21 protein-coding genes and 1 tRNA gene are annotated in these 21,082 nt (G+C 71.9%); 16 read left to right on the top strand and 6 right to left on the bottom strand.

Going from position 1 to position 21,082, the window contains the following annotated elements; genetic code table 11:
- Window positions 1–170: 170 nt before the first annotated feature.
- From ABD285_RS16205 to ABD285_RS16185, 5 genes are all read left to right on the top strand, one after another.
- Window positions 171–935, top strand: a complete 765-nt coding sequence (locus ABD285_RS16205) for a C40 family peptidase (RefSeq protein ID WP_284254596.1) — start codon at window positions 171–173, stop codon at window positions 933–935.
- A gap of 304 nt (window positions 936–1,239) precedes the next feature.
- The gene (locus ABD285_RS16200) at window positions 1,240–1,737 is read left to right on the top strand and encodes an HNH endonuclease (protein WP_284254597.1); all 498 of its coding nucleotides are present in this window, start codon (window positions 1,240–1,242) and stop codon (window positions 1,735–1,737) included.
- A 191-nt stretch (window positions 1,738–1,928) separates the two neighbouring features.
- Window positions 1,929–3,122 (top strand): CHAP domain-containing protein, encoded by a 1,194-nt coding sequence (locus tag ABD285_RS16195; RefSeq protein WP_284254598.1) that lies wholly within the window; start codon window positions 1,929–1,931, stop codon window positions 3,120–3,122.
- Between the two features lie 152 nt (window positions 3,123–3,274).
- The gene (locus tag ABD285_RS16190) at window positions 3,275–4,261 is read left to right on the top strand and encodes a lysylphosphatidylglycerol synthase transmembrane domain-containing protein (protein WP_284254599.1); all 987 of its coding nucleotides are present in this window, start codon (window positions 3,275–3,277) and stop codon (window positions 4,259–4,261) included.
- Between the two features lie 13 nt (window positions 4,262–4,274).
- Window positions 4,275–4,346 (top strand) — tRNA-Arg (locus tag ABD285_RS16185).
- Between the two features lie 145 nt (window positions 4,347–4,491).
- Here ABD285_RS16185 and ABD285_RS16180 read toward each other — a convergent pair.
- The gene (locus tag ABD285_RS16180; protein ID WP_344203525.1) at window positions 4,492–5,184 is read right to left on the bottom strand and encodes a hypothetical protein; all 693 of its coding nucleotides are present in this window, start codon (window positions 5,182–5,184) and stop codon (window positions 4,492–4,494) included.
- Between the two features lie 178 nt (window positions 5,185–5,362).
- On the opposite strand from ABD285_RS16180, the gene ABD285_RS16175 reads away from it, so the two are divergent.
- Window positions 5,363–6,742 carry a sugar porter family MFS transporter gene (locus ABD285_RS16175; protein WP_284254601.1) on the top strand — a complete coding sequence of 460 codons (1,380 nt, stop codon included), beginning with the start codon at window positions 5,363–5,365 and terminating at the stop codon, window positions 6,740–6,742.
- Between the two features lie 3 nt (window positions 6,743–6,745).
- Here the strand turns inward: ABD285_RS16175 and ABD285_RS16170 are convergent, their stop codons facing one another.
- Window positions 6,746–7,033, bottom strand: coding sequence for an antibiotic biosynthesis monooxygenase (locus tag ABD285_RS16170; protein WP_284254602.1), 288 nt, complete (start codon window positions 7,031–7,033; stop codon window positions 6,746–6,748).
- A gap of 38 nt (window positions 7,034–7,071) precedes the next feature.
- Here ABD285_RS16170 and ABD285_RS16165 point away from each other — a divergent pair, with 38 nt between their 5' ends.
- The 3 genes from ABD285_RS16165 (at window position 7,072) to galK (ending at window position 10,050) form a co-directional block, all read left to right on the top strand.
- Entirely contained in the window at window positions 7,072–7,698 is a 627-nt protein-coding gene (locus ABD285_RS16165; protein ID WP_284254603.1) for a DUF2510 domain-containing protein, read from the top strand.
- A 70-nt stretch (window positions 7,699–7,768) separates the two neighbouring features.
- Complete coding sequence (galT, locus tag ABD285_RS16160) at window positions 7,769–8,854, top strand: galactose-1-phosphate uridylyltransferase (protein ID WP_344203519.1); 1,086 nt, start codon at window positions 7,769–7,771, stop codon at window positions 8,852–8,854.
- Entirely contained in the window at window positions 8,851–10,050 is a 1,200-nt protein-coding gene (galK, locus tag ABD285_RS16155) for a galactokinase (RefSeq protein ID WP_284254604.1), read from the top strand. The genes galT and galK overlap by 4 nt, the downstream gene beginning before the upstream one ends.
- A 179-nt stretch (window positions 10,051–10,229) precedes the next feature.
- Here galK and ABD285_RS16150 read toward each other — a convergent pair whose 3' ends face one another.
- Window positions 10,230–11,252, bottom strand: coding sequence for an alpha/beta hydrolase (locus ABD285_RS16150; RefSeq protein ID WP_344203516.1), 1,023 nt, complete (start codon window positions 11,250–11,252; stop codon window positions 10,230–10,232).
- 72 nt (window positions 11,253–11,324) lie between these two features.
- Between ABD285_RS16150 and ABD285_RS16145 the strand changes: the two genes are divergently transcribed.
- From ABD285_RS16145 to ABD285_RS16125, 5 genes are all read left to right on the top strand, one after another.
- Window positions 11,325–12,182 carry an aldo/keto reductase gene (locus ABD285_RS16145; protein WP_284254605.1) on the top strand — a complete coding sequence of 286 codons (858 nt, stop codon included), beginning with the start codon at window positions 11,325–11,327 and terminating at the stop codon, window positions 12,180–12,182.
- Entirely contained in the window at window positions 12,179–13,159 is a 981-nt protein-coding gene (locus ABD285_RS16140) for an aldo/keto reductase (protein WP_284254606.1), read from the top strand. Before ABD285_RS16145 ends, ABD285_RS16140 begins: the two co-directional genes overlap by 4 nt.
- 87 nt (window positions 13,160–13,246) lie before the next feature.
- A complete protein-coding gene (locus ABD285_RS16135) occupies window positions 13,247–14,041 on the top strand; it encodes an SDR family NAD(P)-dependent oxidoreductase (RefSeq protein ID WP_344203514.1) in 795 nt (264 codons plus the stop codon).
- Window positions 14,042–14,139: 98 nt separating this feature from the next.
- On the top strand, window positions 14,140–17,889 hold the full coding sequence (locus tag ABD285_RS16130; RefSeq protein WP_284254607.1) for an AAA family ATPase: 3,750 nt from the start codon (window positions 14,140–14,142) through the stop codon (window positions 17,887–17,889).
- Window positions 17,882–18,067, top strand: coding sequence for a hypothetical protein (locus ABD285_RS16125; RefSeq protein ID WP_284254608.1), 186 nt, complete (start codon window positions 17,882–17,884; stop codon window positions 18,065–18,067). Before ABD285_RS16130 ends, ABD285_RS16125 begins: the two co-directional genes overlap by 8 nt.
- On the opposite strand, the gene mscL is transcribed toward ABD285_RS16125, so the two are convergent.
- The 3 genes from mscL to ABD285_RS16110 are packed head-to-tail and all read right to left on the bottom strand — an operon-like array spanning window position 18,061 to window position 19,454.
- Window positions 18,061–18,492, bottom strand: coding sequence for a large conductance mechanosensitive channel protein MscL (gene mscL, locus ABD285_RS16120; RefSeq protein ID WP_284254609.1), 432 nt, complete (start codon window positions 18,490–18,492; stop codon window positions 18,061–18,063). The genes ABD285_RS16125 and mscL overlap by 7 nt on opposite strands.
- 9 nt (window positions 18,493–18,501) lie before the next feature.
- Window positions 18,502–18,855, bottom strand: a complete 354-nt coding sequence (locus tag ABD285_RS16115) for an FmdB family zinc ribbon protein (protein ID WP_284254610.1) — start codon at window positions 18,853–18,855, stop codon at window positions 18,502–18,504.
- Window positions 18,856–18,860: 5 nt separating this feature from the next.
- Complete coding sequence (locus ABD285_RS16110; protein WP_284254611.1) at window positions 18,861–19,454, bottom strand: 5-formyltetrahydrofolate cyclo-ligase; 594 nt, start codon at window positions 19,452–19,454, stop codon at window positions 18,861–18,863.
- A gap of 44 nt (window positions 19,455–19,498) precedes the next feature.
- On the opposite strand from ABD285_RS16110, the gene galU reads away from it, so the two are divergent.
- Window positions 19,499–20,401, top strand: a complete 903-nt coding sequence (galU, locus tag ABD285_RS16105; protein WP_344203509.1) for a UTP--glucose-1-phosphate uridylyltransferase GalU — start codon at window positions 19,499–19,501, stop codon at window positions 20,399–20,401.
- Between the two features lie 26 nt (window positions 20,402–20,427).
- Window positions 20,428–21,045: a GNAT family N-acetyltransferase gene (locus ABD285_RS16100; RefSeq protein ID WP_284254612.1), complete on the top strand. Its 618-nt coding sequence runs from the start codon at window positions 20,428–20,430 to the stop codon at window positions 21,043–21,045.
- Window positions 21,046–21,082: the final 37 nt, after the last annotated feature.

The following is a 21,082-nucleotide window of genomic DNA, read 5'->3' as shown; positions in this document are numbered from 1 at the left end:
ATGTGACAAGGGGTGGCACCTCCCTTAGGCTCGACGGGTCCTCTCGGCCACGCATGCCGGTCGGAGGCCGCACTGCAGGGCGTCTCGTTCACCCATCCTCTGCAGCGCGACGTGACATACGACAGGGATGGGGCCGGACCCGAGAGCGGCCGAGACGCGAGGAGACCTCCTTGCTTTCTGGAAACAGCGGCACCCGAGCCGCCGATTCGAACCCCACGACCGCCCTCGCCTCCCGTACCCCGGCATCCACCCGCACCCGGGTCCGTCCGGGATGGCTCAACCTGGCCGTCGTCGCGGTCGCCGTTCCGGCGATCTTCTGCACGGTCGCGCTGCCCGCGTACGCCGCGACGAAGCCCCCGGCGTCGTCCGCCGGTGCCGCCGCCTCCGCCCAGCTCGAGAAGCTCAAGGAGGCAGGCGCCCAGACGACCGTCGTCGATGCCGCGGCCCTGAGCGTCGGTGCGCGCGACGCCTATTCGGCCACCTCGGCGGCGGAGCTGCGTCGCGCCGAGCTGAAGGCGCAGATGGCCGCCCGCGCCCGCCTCTACAACGGGCCGTCCGTGAGCCAGCTGCTCGCGCACCCGCCGTACCCCGGCTTCAGCCTCGCCGCCGTCGCGGCGGTCGCCCAGAAGTATCAGGGCGTGCCCTATGTCTACGGCGGGGCCACGCCCGCCGGCTTCGACTGCTCCGGATTCGTGGAGTACGTCTACGCGCAGTTCGGTGTCGCACTCCCGCACTCGTCGCGCGCGCAGGGCGCCCTGCCGCGGATCGCGCCGAGCGCGGCCGTGCCTGGCGACATCGTCGTGTTCGACACCGGCAGCCACGTCGGCATCTATCTCGGCGGCAACATGATGATCCACGCCCCGTACCCGGGCCGCACGGTGTCGATCCAGGCGATCTACACGACGAACCACTACTTCGTCCGCGCCGGCATCTGAGCGCGACGGCGGAGCGCGCGCATGTCGTTCTCCCTCTGGTTAACAAGGAGCGGCTAGCCTGGTGACCTCGGCGACGAGGAAACCAGGAGAGCCCATGCGGTCCACGAGCAGCATCCGCACCACGGATGCCCGCGCGTGCTTCCGCATATGGCACAGCATCCAGCCGGTCGTGCACTGTCACGTCCGGAACAGGTAGGCGCTGTCGTTCGCGACGGCGCCTTTTCTGTGTGCTCCTCCCGGCATCCGGCGAGTCGGGGCATCGAATGCCCGCAAGCCGTGCGGGCGCTTTCGAGAGGAGCACCGCATGCGCACCCTGGTTCTCAATGCCGGCTACGAGCCGCTCGCCGTCGTGTCGTTCAAGCGAGCGCTGGTGCTCGTGCTCGAGGGCAAGGCGACGCTGCTGGCGCGCGACGAGGCCCATCCCGTGCTGAGCGCGGCGGGGGAGTGGGACCGGCCGTCGGTCATCCTGCTGCGGCGCTACGTGCGGGTGCCCACCGGACGGGCCGTTCCGGTGTCGCGGCGCGGGGTGCTGCGCCGCGACGGGCAGCGCTGTGCGTACTGCGCCGCCTCGGCATCCACGATCGATCACGTCATGCCGCGCTCCCGCGGCGGCGCCGACAGCTGGGAGAACCTCGTCGCGTGCTGCCTGCGCTGCAACAACGTCAAGGGCGACCGGACACCGCAGGAGATGGGGTGGACGCTGCGGCACCAGCCGCACGCCCCGTACGGCACCGCCTGGCTCGTGCGCGGGGTCGAGCGGTCGCTGCCGCAGTGGGAGGAATTCCTCGCTCCGGCGGCCTGACGAGACGAGCCTCGCTCGACTATGCATCCGCATGCGCCCGACGGGGCGACATCCCGTTATCTCAACGTGACAATCGCCTCCGCGTCGCGTAGCCTCGGTCGAGTCGCCAACCCGGAGGCTATGTTTTGACGGACCGTGAGACGCCAGATCCTTTGGCCTTTCTCTTCGGTGGATCGACGGACGAGAACTCGATGACGTCCGGCTCCACCGAGTCTGTGCACCCCTTCGCCGGTGCGGCCGCGAGCCCGGTGCCGGTCACCGAGCCCGCCGCTGCGGTGTACCGCTCGCGTCGCGAGATGCGTGCCGCCGGCGGCTACCTGCAGGCGGTGGCCCAGCCCACGCCCGCGACGGCTCCGGATGCGGTGGCCGCGTCGACCGCGTCCATCCCGGTGGTCGATGCGTTCGCGGCCCTCTTCGACGCCGCGCCCTCGTCCACCGAGGCCGCGTCCGCCGCGGTCGTCCCGGCAGTGATCGCGGTCCCCGCGGTGCCGGTGCCTCCCGCCGACTACGAAGCACCCGATTTCACGCTGCCGGCCGTCGAGGCGCCGACCTCGCGTCGTGCCCTGCGCGAGGCGCAGGCCTCCGTGAACGCGAACCGCGCGCCGCGCGATCGCCCCGCGCGCGCGAGCCGGCCCGAGAAGGCGCGGCTCGAGGCCGCCCCCGGTGGCCAGGGCAAGAAGCTGCGCGAGCGCCTGACAGCCGCCGGGGTCATGGTGCTCGTCGGCGGACTCTTCGCCGGTGTCGCGCTCCCGGCCTACGCCGACAGCGGATCGGGCGGCGTCGCCGTGGTCGCGCCGCATGCGCACGGTGCTCAGGCACTCGGTGTCAGCGGCACCTCGTTCGACAAGGCCAGCGCCGTGAAGCGCGACTCCTACAGCGCGACGAGCGCCGAGGATCTGCGCGCCCTCTACGCAAGCGCCCTTCGGCAGCAGAACCTCGGGGCGTTCCTCGCCTCCGGCTCCGCCTCCAAGGGCAACGACTACCCGTGGCCGTCGGAGCTCTCGCGCAACCAGGGCGGCGGCCTGTCGCCGCTCGGCTACTACTACCGCGAGTGCGTCGACTTCGTCGCATGGCGGCTCAACCGCGATGCCGGAGCCGGCGCCAACGGCCCGTGGGTGTGGACCTGGAGCCAGCTCACCCCGAGCGGCGGCAACGCCAGCCAGTGGAAGGCCGCGTGGCTGAATCACGGCTGGGCGACCGGCACGACCCCGCAGGTGGGCGCGGTGGCCTGGTTCCCCGGCCAGAATCACGTCGCGTACGTCTCCGGCATCCTGCAGAGCGGCGAGATCGTGATCGACGAGTACAACATGGGCGGTCGTCACGAGTACGACCAGCGCGTGATCAGCCCGTCGACCGTCGAGTTCCTCTACGCGCCTCCGCGGTAGTCCGGCGCGGCTCGGCCCGTGAGGTGACGCGGCGCGGGTGCGCACCGTAACCTGACCGCACGAACGCCACCTCGATCCCCGCGGCCACGACCGCGCCTCACGCCGGGCGCCGGCGACGTCGGGTCGCGCTGGCCGGCATCCGGATCGCGCTCGTGCCGGTCGCCGGTGTGCTCATCGCGACGGTCATCGTGCCGCAGTTCGGCGAGGCGGCGCGGGCGCTGCGCGCCGTCGGAACGGTGTCGCCGCCGCTCGTGACGGCGGGCGTCGTGCTCGAGCTGATCTCGCTCGCGGCGTTCGCGCTGCTGACCCGGCACGCGTTCCCGTTCGCGGTGCGGCCGCGATTCGGCACGGTGCTGCGGGCCGACCTGATCAGCGTCGGCATCGGCAACACCCTGCCGTTCGGTGCGGCGCCGGCGCTGGCCGCGCGGGTGCGGCTCTTCGTCCTCGCCGGAGCGCCGGCGGCGGCCGCGACGGGGGCGATCGTCGTCGAGGGCGTCGTCTCGAACCAGGCGCTGGCCGCGATCTTCGGCGCGGGGATGCTGGGCTCCTCCGGCCTGCTGTCGGGCCTGGACCGCGGAGCGGTCGCCGCGGGCGCGCCCCATGGCCTGACCTGGACGGTCGGCCTGATCGGCTGCGCCGCCCTGGTCGGCTGCGCGGTCGGCCTGATCGGTCTCACGTTGCTGCGCCGCCCGGCGCTCGTGCTGCTCGCCCGCATCACCCGCCCGCTCGGTGCGGCGCGGTCGGCAGCGGTCGTCGAGTTCGTCGACTCGACCCTGACGGTCATCGCCGCCGCTTCGGCCGACCGACGGCGGCTCGGTGCGGTCGCGCTGTGGGCGAGCGTGAACTGGCTCGCGGATGCCGCCGCGCTCGGCGTGCTGCTCGCCGCGTTCGGGGAGCGACTGCCGATCGCGTCGCTGTTCTTCGCCTATGGGCTCGCCGCCATCCTGAACGCCGTGCCGCTCACGCCCGGCGGCGTGGGCATCGTCGAGGGGGTGCTCGTGCCCGTGCTGGTCGGGCTCGGCGTACCCGGCGGTCGCGCGGTGCTCGCCGTCACGGCGTGGCGGCTCGTGCAGTTCTGGATGCCGATCCCGATCGCGGCGCTCGCCGCGGCCACGCTGCTGCGACGGCGCCGCCGGTAGACTCGACCGGCCCGCCTCTGTAGCTCAATGGAAGAGCAGTTCCGTCCTAAGGAAAGGGTTGGGGGTTCGAGTCCCTCCAGGGGCACAGCTCGTCCGGTCGGCATCCGCATCGCCTTCTCACGGGCCACGGATCCGCGGGTTCGCCAGCAGGGTACTTGAAGCCGGCGAGCCGTGATTCAGGCGCCACCGCGTTCGCGAACAGGCACCAGAACGCCCTCGTGATCGCCCCGTCAGGTCTCCCGGCCGCTGACCTCGGGGGCACGCAGCCGCACGACGCGCATCGCGATCGTGAACAAGCCCAGCAGGTACAGCACCCAGTACGCCAGCCGGAACGCGGACGTCGTCCCGTCGATCCGTCCCCCGATCTCGAGGACGACGAGCAACTGGGAGGCCGACAGGAGCGTGGCGCCGAGGCCGGCCCACAGATCCGCGACGAAGGCGGTCGTCGCCACGACGACCACGATCAGCAGGTAGGCGACGCCGAACGCCCGCAGCGCGGGAGCGAGGTCGGACCACGAGATCGCCAGGGCGGTCGCCGCAGCGGCGAGGATGAGCGCCCCCCAGCCCGCGCGCCACCGTCGGCCGGTCTCGCGCATCGCGGCGATCGCACCCCACCGTGCGAGCACGACGATCAACAGTACACCGGCCGTCGCGTACGCCGCGACGCTCACGAACAGGGCGCCGGGACCCAGCCCGATCAGGCGGGGGTTACCCAGCACGTCGCCCGCCCAGAACATCGCGAGGGCGAGGATCAGGAGCTTCGGCCCCCGCGCACGCCAGACCCACATCGCGAGCAGGGGTGCCACGAGCCAGGTCGAGACGACGGCGAACAGGGGAGGGAGCCGGAAGACGATGAGGGCCAGTTGCGCGATCGCGGCCACGCCGAATGCGGCGAGCCACGGGCTCCGGGCCGACGACGTCACGCCGACGACGGTATTCGCCGCCCACGGCGCGATGCGTCATCCCCGAGGCTGATCACGTTGCAGGGTCGGTCGCTCTCCATGCCTCCTTATCGGACCGTCGAGTCGCACCGGGACGGCCCTGCTTGTGAGTCCGCTCGATACTCGACATCTCGTCGGATCCGGCGCGCACGATCGGCCTATGGCCGGTTTCATCCACGAAATGCGCACCAGCGGCAACGGTCTCCTCGTCCGCATCTCGATCATCGCCGCGATCGGCGGGTTGCTCTTCGGGTACGACACGGGGGTGATCTCCGGTGCGCTGCTGTACATCAAGGGCGACCTGCACGCGAACTCGTCGGCGCAGGAGTGGATCGTCTCGGTGCTGCTGCTCGGGGCGATCGTGGGCGCGGCGATCAGCGCGTTCTCGGCCGACATCTTCAGTCGCAAGTGGACGAAGGTCGTCTCCGGATGCGTCTACGTGATCGCCGCGCTCGGGTGCGCCTTCTCGGTGAGCGTCCCCATGCTCATCGGGTTCCGCTTCCTGCTGGGCATCTCGGTCGGCACCGCGTCGTTCGTGTCGCCGCTGTACATCTCGGAGGTCGCGCCGCCGAAGGCGCGCGGAGGCCTGGTGTCGTTCAACCAGCTCGCCGTGACCACCGGCATCCTGCTCTCCTACATCGTCAACTTCCTGTTCAAGGACGTGCCCGGCGACTGGCGGTGGATGCTCGGCATCGCCGCGCTCCCCGGTGCGGCCCTCGCGATCGGCATGCTCACGGTGCCGCACACCCCGCGCTGGCTCGTGCAGCACTCGCGCAAGGACGAGGCGAAGGGCGTGCTCGAACGGCTGCGCGACAGTGATCCGAAGGCCGACATCCCGGGCGAGCTGAAGGGCATCGAGGAGGAGAACAAGCGCGAGGGAGACAGCCGCATCCGCGACGTGTTCCGCAAGTCGCTCCGGCCGCTGGTGCTGGTCGGGCTCGCGCTCGCGTTCTTCCAGCAGTTCGTGGGGGTCAACACCGTGATCTACTACGCGCCGACGATCCTCACCGACACGGGGCTGACCAAGAGCTCGTCGGTGACGCAGACGGTGTTCGTCGGCGTCACGAACGTGGTCTTCACGATCGTCGCCGTGCTGCTGCTGGATCGCATCGGCCGGCGCAAGCTGCTGCTCATCGGCACGGTCGGCCTGACGATCGCCCTCGCCCTGCTCGGCGTGTACTTCACGTCGCCGTGGTTGCAGCACCATGCCGGCTTCCTCGCGCTCGGCGGCCTGCTGCTCTACATCGCCTCCTTCGCGATCGGGCTCGGCCCCGTGTTCTGGCTCATGATCTCGGAGATCTACCCGATCGGCGTGCGGAGCAAGTCGATGGCGGTCTCGACGATGGTCAACTGGGGCGCGAACTTCATCGTCGCCGGCACGTTCCTCACGCTCAGTTCGGCCATCACGCGGCAGGGCACGTTCTTCGTCTACACCGGGATCGCCGTCGTCGCGTTCCTCTTCTTCCTGTGGAAGGTGCCCGAGGCCCGCGGGCGCAGCCTGGAGCAGATCCAGCAGGATCTCGGGGTGTCGAAGACCTGATCCTCAGCCCGCGAGCGTGCCCTCCTCGGCGCTGACCAGCTCCGCGATCGGCGCGAAGAACGCCGCCACCTCCGGGGTGTCGCCGCCCCGCGCGCGCGACGCGGCGAAGTCGTCCGGGCTCGCCCAGAGCACGATGTCGAGCCACTCGTCATCGCCGATCCGCACGAGGTCGGCGCGCACGAATCCCGGCCGGTGCGCGGCGAACGATGCCAGCATGCCGGGGCGTGCGGCAAGCAGCTCGTCGGCGCGGTCGGGATGGGTCCGGAACCGGGTCAGCTCGACGGTCGTCATGCAGCAATCCTCGTGGATGATCGGGCTAGGTTGGGGCGGTGACCGATCAGCAGGGACAGGGGACCCCGGCTCCGGGGTGGTACGCGGATCCGACCGGCCAGGCGGGCGTCCGCTGGTGGGACGGGGCGCAGTGGACCTCGTACTCCGCGCCGCATCCGGGAGGTGCCGCAGCGACCGCCGCGCCACGGCCGGCACTGCCGTCGACGACGCCCGTGTACACGCCGTTCATCTGGCTGATCGTCTTCCTGCCGGTGCTGTCGAGCCTCACGCTGTTCCTGTACCGGCCGAGCTTCCGGCTGACGGAGATCGGCGGGGTTCAGACGGTGGACCCGGGTTCGATCTTCACGCCGGGCTACGTCGCCATCCTCCTCATCGGCATGCTCATCTACGCGCTGGCCATCGTGTTCGCGGCCCTCGACCACCGGGCCCTCGTGCGCGCGGGCGTCGTGCGTCCGTTCCATTGGGCGTTCGCGTTCCTCGGCGTCGTGTACACGATCGGGCGGTCGGTCGTCGTGCATCAGGTCGCGCGGCCGCGTGGTCTCGCGCCGATCTGGGTGACGATCGGCGTCATCGTGCTCAACATCGTCATCGGGGTCGTCTGGGGCATCGTGCTCACCGCTCAGCTCACGTCGCAGCTCACGAGCCTGCCGGGCCTCAGCACCTAGACCCGGGCCGTCGCACGTCGCACGGGTGCGGGGGTGACGTGACCGGTCACGTACCCGCTATCGTCGGGGAGTGGCCACCGGCATCCTGCAGCGCGCCGCTCGTCTCGCCGACGGGCGCGAGCTGATCTACTTCGACGACGCGGACACCGTTCTCGGCCCCGAGCGACGCATCGACGAGCGCCTGCTCGATCCGCGACCGGCGACCGCGACCATGCGGCAGGACGTGCTGACCGGCGACTGGATCTCGATCGCCGCCGCCCGGCAGAACCGCGTGGTCCTGCCGCCGGCGGAGGCCGATCCGCTCGCCCCGCAGACGCCCACCAATCCCAGCGAGATCCCCGATCGCTACGACGTCGCCGTGTTCGAGAACCGCTCGCCGTCGTTCGGCCCGGACCTCGGGGTCGCCGACCTCGCGGGCGTCGGCTTCGAGCGCACCGCACCCGCGTACGGACGCTGCGAGGTCGTGTGCTTCAGCCCCGAGACGACGGGGTCGTTCGCGACGCAGACCCCGAGTCGCGCGCGCACCGTCATCGAGGCGTGGGCCGAGCGCACGGCCGCGCTGTCGGCACTGGAGGGCGTCGAGCAGGTCTTCCCGTTCGAGAACCGCGGGGAGGCGATCGGCGTCACCCTGCACCATCCGCACGGGCAGATCTACGCCTATCCCTATGTCACCCCGCGCATGCAGCGCACGCTCGCGGCCGCCGCGGCGGCGGGCGGCGACCTGTTCGGCGGCGTGCTCGAGCACGAGCGCGCGGGGGAGCGGGTCGTGCTGGCGGGGGAGCACTGGACCGCCTTCGTGCCCTTCGCCGCTCGCTGGCCCCTCGAGGTCCACCTGCTGCCGCATCGTCACGTGCCCGACTTCGCCGCGACCACCGACGACGAGCGCGACGAGCTCGCCCACCTGTACCTGCGCCTGCTGCGCGGCATCGACGCGCTCTACGACACCCCCACGCCGTACATCGCCGGCTGGCACCAGGCACCGGTGCATGACGGGAGGGACGCCATCCGGCTGCACCTCGAACTCACCTCGCCGCGCCGCGCCGCCGACAAGCTCAAGTACCTCGCCGGCTCCGAGTCGGCGATGGGCGCGTGGATCGGCGACGTCGTACCGGAGCGGCAGGCCGAGCTGATCCGGAAGGCGATCCAGACCGTATGAGCGACATGCGCGACGACGTGCGGGAGCTGTTCCGCGCCCTGACCGGCCGCGAGGTCGACGGCCTCTGGTCGGCGCCGGGGCGGGTCAACCTGATCGGCGAGCACACCGACTACAACGGCGGCTTCGTGCTGCCGTTCGCGATCGACCGGCGCACCGTGGCCGCGGTCGGCGTGCGCGACGACGACCGCATCCGGGTGGCGAGCACCTTCGCGCCCGACGAGCCGTGGATCGAGTCGTCGCTCCCGGACCTGGATGCCGTGCGAGCGGCCGGCGACGAGGGCGACTGGGCGCGGTATCCGCTCGGGATCGCGTGGGCGCTCGGCCAGGACGTCGCCGGGCCGCGGGGCGCCGACCTCCGGGCGGTCCCCGGCGTGGACATCCTCATCGACTCGACCGTGCCGAGCGGTGCGGGACTCTCCTCGTCGGCCGCCATCGAGTGCGCCGTCGCGGTCGCGCTGAACGACCTGTGGCGGCTGGGGCTCGATCGGCCGGCGCTCGCGAAGGCCGGGCAGCGCTCGGAGAACGACTTCGTCGGCGCGCCCACCGGCATCCTGGACCAGTCGGCGTCGATGCTCGGCCGGCGCGACCACGCGGTGTTCCTCGACTGCCGCTCGCTGCAGGTGGAGATCGTGCCGCTCGGGTTCGAGCAGGCGGGCCTCAGCGTGCTCGTGATCGACACCGGGCAGGCGCACGAGCACGCGAACGGCGACTACCGCGACCGGCGCGAGGCCTGCGAACGGGGCGCGCGCGAGCTGGGCGTCGTGGCCCTGCGCGACGTCGGCGTCGGCGACCTCGACCGCGCGCGATCGGTGCTCGACGACGTGACGTTCCGCCGGGTGCGGCACGTCGTCACCGAGGACGCCCGGGTGCTCGAGACGGTGCGGCTGCTGCGCGAGGAGGGTCCGCGCTCGATCGGGGCGGCCCTCGACGCCTCCCACGCGTCGATGCGCGACGACTTCGAGATCACGACGCCGCAGCTCGACCTCGCGGTCGAGACGGCCCGCGACGCGGGGGCCCTCGGTGCCCGGATGACGGGCGGCGGCTTCGGCGGATCCGCGATCGCGCTCGTGCCCGACGAACTGCTCTCCCAGGTGCGGGTCGCCGTCGACGGCGCGTTCGCCGAGCACGGCTACGGCCAGCCGGACGCCTTCGTGGTGCGCCCCTCCGACGGCGCGACCCGCGAGCCCGACGCCTGACGGCCGCGCGTCCGCCGGCCGCGCCCTCGCCCCGACCGACTTCCGAAATGCAGGAGATCGGCGCTCTTCGGTGCCCGCGGCATCCGGGGTCACGGGCGCACCCGCGCGCGGCTCCTGCATTTCGGAACACAACCGATCGCGCGGGGACCGATCGCAGGCCGTGGCGTTCGCGCGGAACGTCAGCCGGTGACCCGGGCGAGGAACGCCAGGGTGTCGTCGAGCGAGGTCTGCGCCTCGGGGGAGTCGAGCTGGAACTGGTACTCGTGCGGCAGCGCCGGGGTGTGCGACGCGGGGTAGAACCGGGTCGTCACGTCGACGCCCGCCCGCTGCAGCGTCTGCGACATCGGGATCGACTCGATCCAGGTGAGCCCGTCGCCGTTGCCGCCCGAGATGTACGTCGCCGGGAAGTCGGAGGTGACGAAGTCGATGGTCGACATCGTCGTGCCCTCGTAGCTCGACGACCAGCTCTTAGTGCCGGTGTACGCCCAGAGCGCCACTTTGAAGCCCCAGGCGGCGATGCCATCGAGGTCCGCCATCCGGCGCAGGTCGTAGACGCCGCACTGCAGCACCGTGCCGACGAGCTGATGGGGCTGCAGCGCCGGCGTGATGCCGAGCAGGTGCGCGTAGTCGGGATTGGTGGTGAGCACGTCGAGCTGGCTGGCGAGCTGCGCGCCCGCCGAGTCGCCCGCGAGCACGATGCGGTCGGGATCGACGCGCAGCTCGGCCGCGTGCCGCTGGATGTAGGCCAGGGCGTCGTTGAGCTGGCCGACCGCGGTCGGGTAGACGGCCTCCGGCGCGATCGTGTAGTTGAGGCCGATGGTCGTGTAGCCGTGCGCCGCCAGGATGCGCAGGTACGGGTCGACGTTCTCCTTCGCCCCGGAGATCCACGCGCCGCCGTGAACCCAGACGACGGTCGGCAGCGCGCCGCCCCCGCCCTGGGGGCTGAACGCGTCGAGCGTCGTGTTGCCGCCGGCCGACCCGTCGCCGTACTGCACGTCGAGCGTGGCCGTGACCGGGGTGGACGACTGGTGCCGGTTGAGTTCGGCGACGGTGGCATCCGCGCCCTTCTCGAAGACGGATCGGATGAGCAGGGCCGACGGCCACGGCGTGGACGTGGTCACGATCGAAACGATCGCCGCGACCGCGGCGACTCCCCCGAGCGTCCAGCCCAGCCGCCGCAGCCCGCGGTGGCGAGTGGTCATGCGCCGACTGTATCGGCTGGGTACTGCTCGGGCGTTTTGTTGTCGCCCACCCCAAATACCTAGAGTCAGGATATGCAGACACGGAACATCGGTCAGGTCGCCGTCGGCGCGATCGGCCTCGGCGGCATGCCGATGTCGATCGAGGGACGCCCCGACGAGACGCGGTCCATCGAGACGATTCACGCGGCCCTCGACGCGGGCGTGACCCTCATCGACACGGCGGACGCCTACACGCTCGCCGGCGACGAGCAGGGACACAACGAGGAGCTCATCGCGAAGGCGCTGCGCGAGTATGGCGGCGACACCTCGGGGGTGCTCGTCGCCACGAAGGGCGGCCACCTTCGGCCCGAGCCCGGACCGTGGGCGAAGAACGGCGACCCCGACTACCTGAAGCAGGCCGCGAAGGCCTCGGCGAAGCGGCTCGGCGTCGAGGCGATCGGGCTGTACCAGTTCCACCGGCCCGACGAGACCGTGCCGTATGCCGACTCGGTCGGGGCGCTCGCCGACCTGCTCGATGAGGGCGTCATCCGGATGGCCGGCATCTCGAACGCCGACCCGCAGCAGATCCGCCTCGCGCAGGAGGTGCTCGGCGGCCGCCTCGTCTCGGTGCAGAACCAGTTCTCGCCGAAGTTCCGCTCGAGCCTGCCCGAGCTCGAACTGTGCGCCGAGCTCGGCATCGCATTCCTGCCGTGGAGCCCGCTCGGCGGCATCGCCCGCGCAGCGGACCTCGGCGGCAGCGGCGCGGCGTTCGAGAAGGTCGCCGAGGCGCGCGGGGTGAGCCCGCAGCGCGTCGCGCTCGCCTGGGAGCTCGCGCTCGCGCCCGTCGTCATCCCGATCCCGGGTGCGTCGCGGCCCGCCTCGATCCAGGATTCCGTGCAGGCGGCCGAGCTCGAGCTCACCGCCGAGGAGATGAAGGAGCTGTCCGCATGAGCGAGCCGAGGAGGGCGCGGCTCGGCCGCACCGACATGGAGATCACGCGCGTCGGCTTCGGCGCGTGGGCGATCGGGGGCGGCGGCTGGGCCAACGCCTGGGGCGCGCAGGACGACGACGAGTCGGTCGCCGCCATCCGGCATGCGGTCGAGCGCGGCGTCAACTGGATCGACACGGCTGCGATCTACGGGCACGGCCACTCCGAGGATATGACCGCCCGGGCGCTCAAGGACATCCCGGAGGCCGACCGTCCGCTGGTCTTCACCAAGGGCGGCCTCGGCTGGAACGACGAGGACCACATGGAGGCGTCGAGGCGCCGAGGGGATCCGGCGTCGATCCGGCAGGACGTGGAGGACTCGCTGCGCCGGCTCGGGGTCGAGCGCATCGACCTGTTCCAGATGCACTGGCCCGCCGACGACGGCTCGGAGGTCGAGGACTACTGGAACATGTTCGCGCAGCTGAAGGAGGCGGGCAAGCTCCGGGCGATCGGGCTGTCGAACCACGGCATCCCGGCCCTCGAGCGCGCCGAGGCGATCGCGCACGTCGACAGCCTGCAGCCCCCGTTCTCGGCGATCCGCCCCGACGCCGCGACGGACGGCCTGCTCGACTGGTGCGCCGACCACGAGACCGGCGTCATCGTCTACAGCCCGATGGGCTCCGGCCTCCTGACCGGCGCGATGACCGCCGAGCGGGTCGCGGCGATGCCCGACGACGACTGGCGCCGGCGCAGCCCGGAGTTCACCACCCACCTCGATCGCAACCTCGCGACGGGCGCGGCCCTCGCACGGGTCGCCGAGCGACACGGCGTCTCGCAGGCGTCGGCGGCGGTCGCGTGGACGCTCGGCTTCCGTGGCGTGACCGCGGCGATCGTCGGGGCGCGCACGCCCGCGCAGATCGACGGCTGGATCGACGGCGGCTCGGTGGAGCTCACGGCGGAGGACTACGCGGACGTCGGCTCCGCGATCCCGCGCGCCTGAATCCATCTGACGCGAATGCCCCGTGTCTCGGCGTCAGATGCGGCATTCGCGTCAGATGCATATGCAGCACCGCGTAGCGTCGAGGACATGGATCTCCAGCTCACCGGCAAGCGCGCGCTCATCTCGGGCGGCGGCAAGGGCATCGGGCTCGCGGTGGCGCGCGCCCTCGTCGCCGAGGGGGTCGCGGTCGCGCTCTCCGCGCGCGGGGAGGGCGTCACCGAGGTCGCGGCCGCGCTCGCAGCCGAGACCGGCGGCCGCGTCATCGGCGTGCGCGCCGACACCCACGACGACGCCTCGGTGCGGGCCGCCGTCGCCGAGGTGGTGGCGCAGCTCGGCGGGGTCGACATCCTGGTCAACACCGCCGCCGCGCCCTGGAAGCCGGGCCAGCGCACCTCCACCATCGAGGTGACCGACGAGCAGATGCGCGAGCACTTCGAGGTCAAGGCCCTCGGCTACCTCCGGATGGCCCGGGCGGCCGCCCCGCACATGATCGACGCCGGCTGGGGCCGCATCATCAACGTCAGCGGACTCGGCGCGCGGCACGCCGGTTCGGCCGTGCAGACCGTGCGCAACGTCGCCGTCTCGGCCATCACCAAGAACCTCGCCGACGATCTGGGGCAGCACGGCATCAACGTGACCGTCGTGCACCCCGGGATGACCCGCACCGACGCCGTCGCCGACCTCGTGGCGGAGCGGGCACGGGCCGAGGGCCTGAGCGACGACGAGATGGGTGCGCGCATGGCGCACAACAGCATCCACCGCCTCGTCGACGCGAGCGAGGTGGCCGATGTCATCGCGTTCCTCGCCTCGCCGCGCAGCATCGCCATCACGGGAGACGCGATCGCCGCCGGCGGCGGGGATCCCGGGGTCGTCGCGTACTGAGCGGCATCGCGCGAAACCCCGGCCCGCTCCCCGGAAATACGGGGCGACCGCCCTATCGTGGCGGTGTGTGGCCGGCCAATCGACGGGATGAGATCGACATGACCGATGTCGACGCGCCCGACCCGGACGCGACAGGCACTCTCGATGGCGTCGACCGCATCGACGAGATCGACGGGATGCGCGTCGAGGTCCGCGGCAGACCGAGCCCGACGCGCCTGCGCGGCACGGCGGAGCTGGAGTCCTCGCGCGCGGCCTGGCGCGCCGAGCTCGAGCGGGTCGGCGGCACCTCGCCGCTGCTGCACCTGGTCGACGACCCCGCCGCGCGCATCGAGCTCTCGACGACGCACCCCGGCGGCCTCGCCCGATTCATCACGGGTCAGGCGACGCTGCTGTCGCAGCTGATCCGCGACGAGATCGCCCTGCGCGCCGCCCGCATCGCGGCCGACCGGATCGCCGCCAAGAATCTGGAGCTCGCCAGCACCCGCGGCATCGATGCCGTGCAGCTCGGCATCGGGATCGCCGAGTGGGAGCACGAGGGCGAGGACTTCACGGCTCCCGTCCTGCTGCGCCCGCTCGCCATCCGGCGCCTCGGCCGCGACTTCGAGATCCGGCTCCGCGGGCCGGCGGCCCTCAACCCGGCTCTCGCGGCCGCCCTGCAGAAGCAGTTCGGCATCACCCTCGACCCGGCCGCCTTCGTCGCGCTCACCGACGCCGACGGCGCGTTCAAGCCGAACGCCGTCATCGACCAGCTCCGCGCGCTCACCGGGCACCTGGCCGGCTTCGCGGTGGCGCCGCGCCTCGTCGTGGCGCCGTTCGCCGAGGTCGCGCCGCGCCTCGTCGCCGACGCCGCGCCGCTGGATCACCCGCTGCTCGACGCGCTCGCGGGCAGCGGCTCGGCCGGCTGGGCCACTCAGCAGGCGTACTCGGCGGTCGAGCCGGTCGATCCCGACCACCGCGACCCCTCGACCGACCGGCTGCTGCTCGACGCCGACGCCGAGCAGGAGAACGTCGTCGCCCAGATCGCGGCCGGCAACTCGCTCGTCGTCAAGACCATGCCCGGCACCGGCGCCACGCAGACCGTCGTCAACGCGCTCGGCGCCCTCGTGAGCCAGAACAAGCGCGTGCTCGTCGTCGGACCGCGCCGGGCGAGCCTGCGCGGCATCGCGCAGCGCTTCGCCGACATCGGGCTCGGCTCCCTCGCCGTGACGCCCGCCGGCCTGCGCAAGGACCTCGTGCGCGCCATCTCGCGCCACGAGCGTGCCGCCCTCCCGCAGCTCGGCGACGTCGACGACGCGCTCGTGCGCCTGCGCGGTGTGCTGCTGGACTACCGCGCCGCGCTCTCCCGCGCCGACGACGTGCTCGGGATCTCGGTGTTCGACTGCGTCACCGAGCTCTCACGGCTCGCGCTGCTGCCGACCCCGCCCTCGACGAGCGCGCGGCTGGACCGGGCGACCGTCGAGCGCATCGCCGGCGACCGCGGAGATATCGCGCGCACGATGATCGAGGCGGCCCAGCTCGGCCAGTTCCGCTACGGGCCGGGCGACTCGCCCTGGTACGGCGCGCAGTTCGCGAGCGGCGAGGCCGCCCATCAGGCCCACGCCCTCGCTCAGCGGCTCTCGGGCACGGAGCTGCCGCGCCTGCTCGCCCGCGCCCAGGAACTGATCGGGTCGACCCGGATGCGGCCCTTCGAGACGGTCGCGGAGCTGGGCGTCTACCTGCGCCTGCTCACCGACATCCGCGACACCCTGGATCGCTTCCTGCCCTCCGTGTTCGACCGCTCGGTGAGCGAGCTCATCGTCGCCACCGGCGCGAAGCGCGAGCACCCGGAGATGTCGTCGGGCGACCGCCGGCGGCTGCGCAAGCTCGCCCGCGAGTACGTGCGGCCGGGCATGCACGTGGGCGACCTGCACGAGGCGCTCACGCGCGTGCAGCAGCAGCGCATCCTGTGGCAGCGCTTCGTCGCCGCCGGCGTCGTGCCCGAGGTGCCGACCGGGATCTCGGATGTCGCGGTCGCCTGGCAGCAGGTCGCGGCCGATCTCGCGACCCTCGACGCGCCGCTACGGCACACCGCCCGCGACCAGCAGCTCGAGAATCTGCCGCTGCCGCGCCTCGGCGCCCTGCTGGCCTCGCTGGCGGAGCCGAGCGACGTGCTGCAGAACCTGCAGGAGCGCAGCGCGCTGCTCGACAAGCTCCGCGACCTCGACCCGCTGCTCACCGATCTCGCCGCGCGCCACGTGCCCGAGCACCAGGTCGCGGCCGAGCTCGAGCTCGCCTGGTGGCGTTCCGCGCTCGACGCCCTGCTCGCGGCCGACCGGGCTCTGCTCGGGGCCAAGGCCGATGTGCTCGAGCGGCTGGAGGCCGACTTCCGTCTGGTCGACGAGGCGCATGCCGCCGGCAGCGCCCAGCAGCTCGCGTGGCAGCTCGCCGAGAACTGGAAGATCGGCCTCGTCGACTGGCCCGACGAGGCGACCGCGCTGCGGGAGCTGCTCAAGACCGATCGGGCGAGCGCGGCCACGCTGCAGCACCTCGCGCCGCACCTCGCGCGCACCGTCGCCCCCGTCTGGCTCGCCTCGCCGTACGAGCTGGACCGCATCTCCGACACGATGACGTTCGACACAGTCGTGATCCTCGATGCGGGGGCGACCACGATCTCCGAGAACGTGGGCGCCATCCGGCGGGCCCGCCAGGTGGTCGCGTTCGGCGATCCGGTGACGCAGACGCCGTCCGCGTTCGCGCTGCGGCTCGGAACCGCCCAGGAACTGCCGGTCGAGCTCGATGCGCGAACGCTGGATGAGCTGCACGGCCGCTCGGCGCTGGCGCAGCTGGCCGGCATCCTGCCCACCCTCTCGCTCACCCGCAGCTACCGGGCGGGCGGGGAGGACCTCGCCGAGCTCGTCAACCGCCGCTTCTACGGCGGCCGCATCGACTCGCTGCCCTGGGCCGGGTCCTTCCTCGGCCACGGCAGCCTCGTGCTCGACTACGTCGAGAACGGCACCGGCATGCCCGACCCCTCCGGCGGAGTGGAGAGCGTCGACGCCGAGGTGGATCGCGTGCTCACCCTCGTCGAGGAGCATGCGGCCGCGCGCCCGCACGAGACGCTCATGGTGGTGACGGCCAGCGAGAAGCACGCCGTTCGGGTGCTGCAGGCGGTGCTCGCGTCGATGGCGGGCAGGCCGGAGCTGACCGACTTCGTGCTGCGCGACGGTGCCGAGCCGTTCACGGTGCTGCCGATCGATCGCGCCGCCGCCGAGAGCCGCGACCGGGTGATCTTCTCGCTCGGCTACGGCCGCACCCCGCACGGCCGCGTCCTCAGCGACTTCGGCGCGCTGGGTCGCCCGGGCGGGGAGCGCCTGCTCGCCGTCGCGATGACCCGGGCCCGGCGCTCGATGGTGATCGTCACCTGCTTCCGGCCCGCCGATGTCGAGGACGGCCGCATCCGGCACGGCGCGGTCGCGCTCGCGGAGATCCTCGACGAGGTCGCGGCGCGCCGCGCGGAGCCGCCGCTGCCCGATGACTCCGACCCGATGCTCGTCGACCTGGCCCGCCGTCTCGAGGCGCGGGGCCTGCGCACCGCGCTCGGCCACCGCGGCAAGCTCGGCCTCGTCGCCGCGAACGGCGGCATGTGCTTCGTCGTCGAGACCGATCAGGCCCTGTTCGGCCGGTCGCTGCGCGAGTCGATCCGGTTGCGTCCCGAGGTGCTGCGCCGGCTCGGATGGCACTATGCGCGCGTGCACGCGTTCGAGCTGTTCGCCGACCCGGATGCCGTGGCCGACCGGATCGCGACGGCCGCCGGGCTCGCGGGCGGCCTCCTGACGCAGGAGATCCCGGTCGTCACGACCCGTGGCTGAGGACCGCGCGGCGGAACCGGACCCGCCGCACTCCGCACGCCTGCCGCGTCGCCGCTCGCGGCGGGCGACGACGCCCCCGCCTCCCGGGTCGGATCCCGCGCCCGCGCGCGAACCGGAGCGTCACGACGAGGGCGAGAACGACGAGCGCATGCGGCAGGACAAGCCCCCGCACTACTGAGCGGGTGTGCCCGGGTCGCGTTCCTTCAGGAGGTCGCGGATCTGCACCAGCAGCTCGGTCTCGGTGAGCGCCGGGGTGGCCGGCGCCTCCTCCGCGGGCTTCTTGCGCAGCTGGACCTTCTTGAGATAGTTCATCGGCACGATCAGGCCGAAGTAGACGGCCGCCGCGATCAGGACGAACTGGATGATCGCCGAGATGACGGCGCCCCAGGCGAGCACGACGGCCTCGTGCCCGGGCGACGCGGCGCGCAGCACGATGCCCGCCTTGGCCACATCGCTCGAGTCGAAGATGAGCGAGATGAGCGGGTTGAAGATACCGGTGACGAGACCGGTGACGATCGCAGTGAACGCGGCGCCGATGACGACCGCGACCGCGAGATCGATGACATTGCCGCGGAGGACAAACTCACGGAATCCCTTGAGCATGATCACTTCCTAACTGGACGAACCGGATCCTGATCCCGATGCCGTGGAGGTGCTGCTGCTGGAACTGCTGGTGCCGGAGGAACCGGAGGAACTGCCGCCACTGCCGCCCGACGCGCTCCCGGACGTGGCCGCGGCGGTGCCCTCGCTCTTCTTCGCGCCGTCCTTCTTCGACCCGTCAACGGGCTTCGCGCGGCTGTCGGTGCGATAGAACCCGGAGCCGTTGAACGTCACGCCGACGCTGCCGTACTGCTTGCGCAGCCGGCCGCCGCAGTTCGGGCACTCGGTGAGCGCATCGTCGGTGAAGGCCTGCTGGATGTCGAAGGCGGTGCCGCACTCGGTGCAGCGGTAGGAGTAGGTGGGCATGTCCCTCAGGGGCGAGAGGTGTCGAGGTCGATGACGCCGCCGGGGGTCACGACGCCGTTCACCGGCATGTCGTGGCGCTCCCGTGGAACGGAGTCGACCAGCTCGTCGTCGAAGATCACAGCATAGACGGGCGGGCAGCGGTCCATGGAGCCGAGCGTCTTGTCGAAGTACCCGCGCCCCCACCCGATCCGCATGCCGCCGCGGTCGACGCTCGCCGCGGGCACCACGATGAGGTCGGCGTCGTTGATCGCGATCGGGCCGAGCAGCTCGGTCATGGGGGTCGGCATCCCGACCACGTCCTCCACCTCGTCGTCGCCGTCGTAGGGCGCCCAGTCGAGCAGGCCGTCCTCGCGCGAGACCGGCAGCAGCACCCGGATGCCGCGCTCGTGCGCCCAGTGCACGAACTCGCGCGTGGGCGGCTCGTCGGGCAGCGAGAGGTACGCGGCCACGGTGGTGGCACCCAGCCGCTCGGTGAGCTCCTCGAGCCGCTGCGTGATCGCCTCGGCGTCGTGATCGCGACGGGTCGAGGTGCGGGTCCTGCGACGTTCGCGGACCTCCGCGCGCAGCGCACGCTTCTGCGAATCGACCTCATCGGTCACACCCGCAGTCTAGGGGCCGGGGGTGGAACGGATACTCTGCTGGGATGGCGACCCCGATCACCAAGGCCGTGATCCCCGTGGCGGGACTCGGCACGCGATTCCTCCCGGCGACGAAGGCGATGCCGAAGGAGATGCTGCCGGTGGTCGACAAGCCGGCCATCCAGTACGTCGTCGAGGAAGCGGTCGCGGCCGGGCTCTCGGATGTGCTGATGATCACCGGCCGCAACAAGACGGCGCTCGAGAACCACTTCGACAAGGTCGGCGAGCTCGAGCAGGCGCTGCTCAGCAAGGGCGATGCCGAGAAGCTCGAGAAGGTCAAGTTCTCGACCGACCTCGCCGACGTGCACTACGTGCGCCAGGGCGATCCGATGGGGCTCGGTCACGCGGTGCTCCGGTCCAAGATGCACGTCGGGCGGGAGCCGTTCGCCGTGCTGCTCGGCGACGACATCATCGACGAGCGCGATGTGCTGCTGAAGCGCATGCTCAAGGTGCAGCAGAAGCGCAACACGACGGTGGTCGCCCTGCTCGAGGTGGATCCGTCGCAGACCCACCTCTACGGCATCGCGACGGTCGAACCCACCGGCGATGACGACGTCGTGCGCGTCACCGGCATGGTCGAGAAGCCCGCGCCGGGCGACGCCCCCTCGAACCTCGCCGTGATCGGGCGCTACGTGCTGCGGCCGGAGATCTTCGAGATCCTCGAGTCGACGCCCCCCGGCAAGGGCGGCGAGATCCAGCTCACCGATGCGCTGCAGGCGCTCGCCACCGGGCCGGAGTGGGCCGGCGGGGTGCACGGCGTCATCTTCCGCGGACGCCGCTACGACACGGGCGACCGGCTCGACTACCTCAAGGCGATCGTGCAGCTCGCCGTCGACCGCGTCGACCTCGGCCCCGAGTTCCGGCCGTGGCTCGTCGAGTTCGCGGCGGAGCTCGACGACCGGTCGTGACCGCACCGACCTTGCAGGACGGGCCGGTGACCATCCGACCCGTCGCGATGCGGGATGCCCGCGCCCTCGACCGCGAGCTGGCCGCCAACCGCTCCTGGCTGCGCACGTGGGAGGCGACCAACCCGCACGGGCCCATCAGCTTCGACACCCGTGCCAGCATCCGCTCGCTGCTCGCGAGCGCGCGCGCCGGCACGGGGGTGCCCTTCATCATCGAGTACGAGGGCGAGTTCGCGGGCCAGCTCAACGTCTCGGGGATCTCGTACGGGTCGCTGTCGTCGGCATCCACCGGCTACTGGATCGCGGAGCGCTTCGCGGGCAAGAACATCATGCCGACCGCCGTCGCCCTCGCGACCGACCACTGCATGTTCGGCATGGGCCTGCACCGCATGGAGATCTGCATCCGCCCGGAGAACGGTCCCTCGCTGCGCGTCGTCGAGAAGCTCGGGTTCCGCTACGAGGGATTGCGGCGGCGCTTCATCCACATCAACGGCGACTGGCGCGACCACTTCTGCTTCGCCCTCACGGTCGAGGAGCTGCCGGTGGGCGTGCTGCGGCGGTGGAAGGACGGACGGGTGCCCGCGGGGGTGGGCTCGGTGCCGGATGCCGATCGGCGCGCGGCGACGGTTCCGCTGCGGTTGGGGTAGGGGCGTAGGGGTAGCTCGGGTGCGATTCCGAGGCCCG

Origin of the sequence: Pseudolysinimonas kribbensis, assembly GCF_039531715.1 — a bacterium.
GTDB lineage: Bacteria > Actinomycetota > Actinomycetes > Actinomycetales > Microbacteriaceae > Pseudolysinimonas > Pseudolysinimonas kribbensis.
The sequence above is the reverse complement of the archived record's forward strand: the minus strand, read 5'-3'. Positions and strand labels throughout refer to the sequence as shown.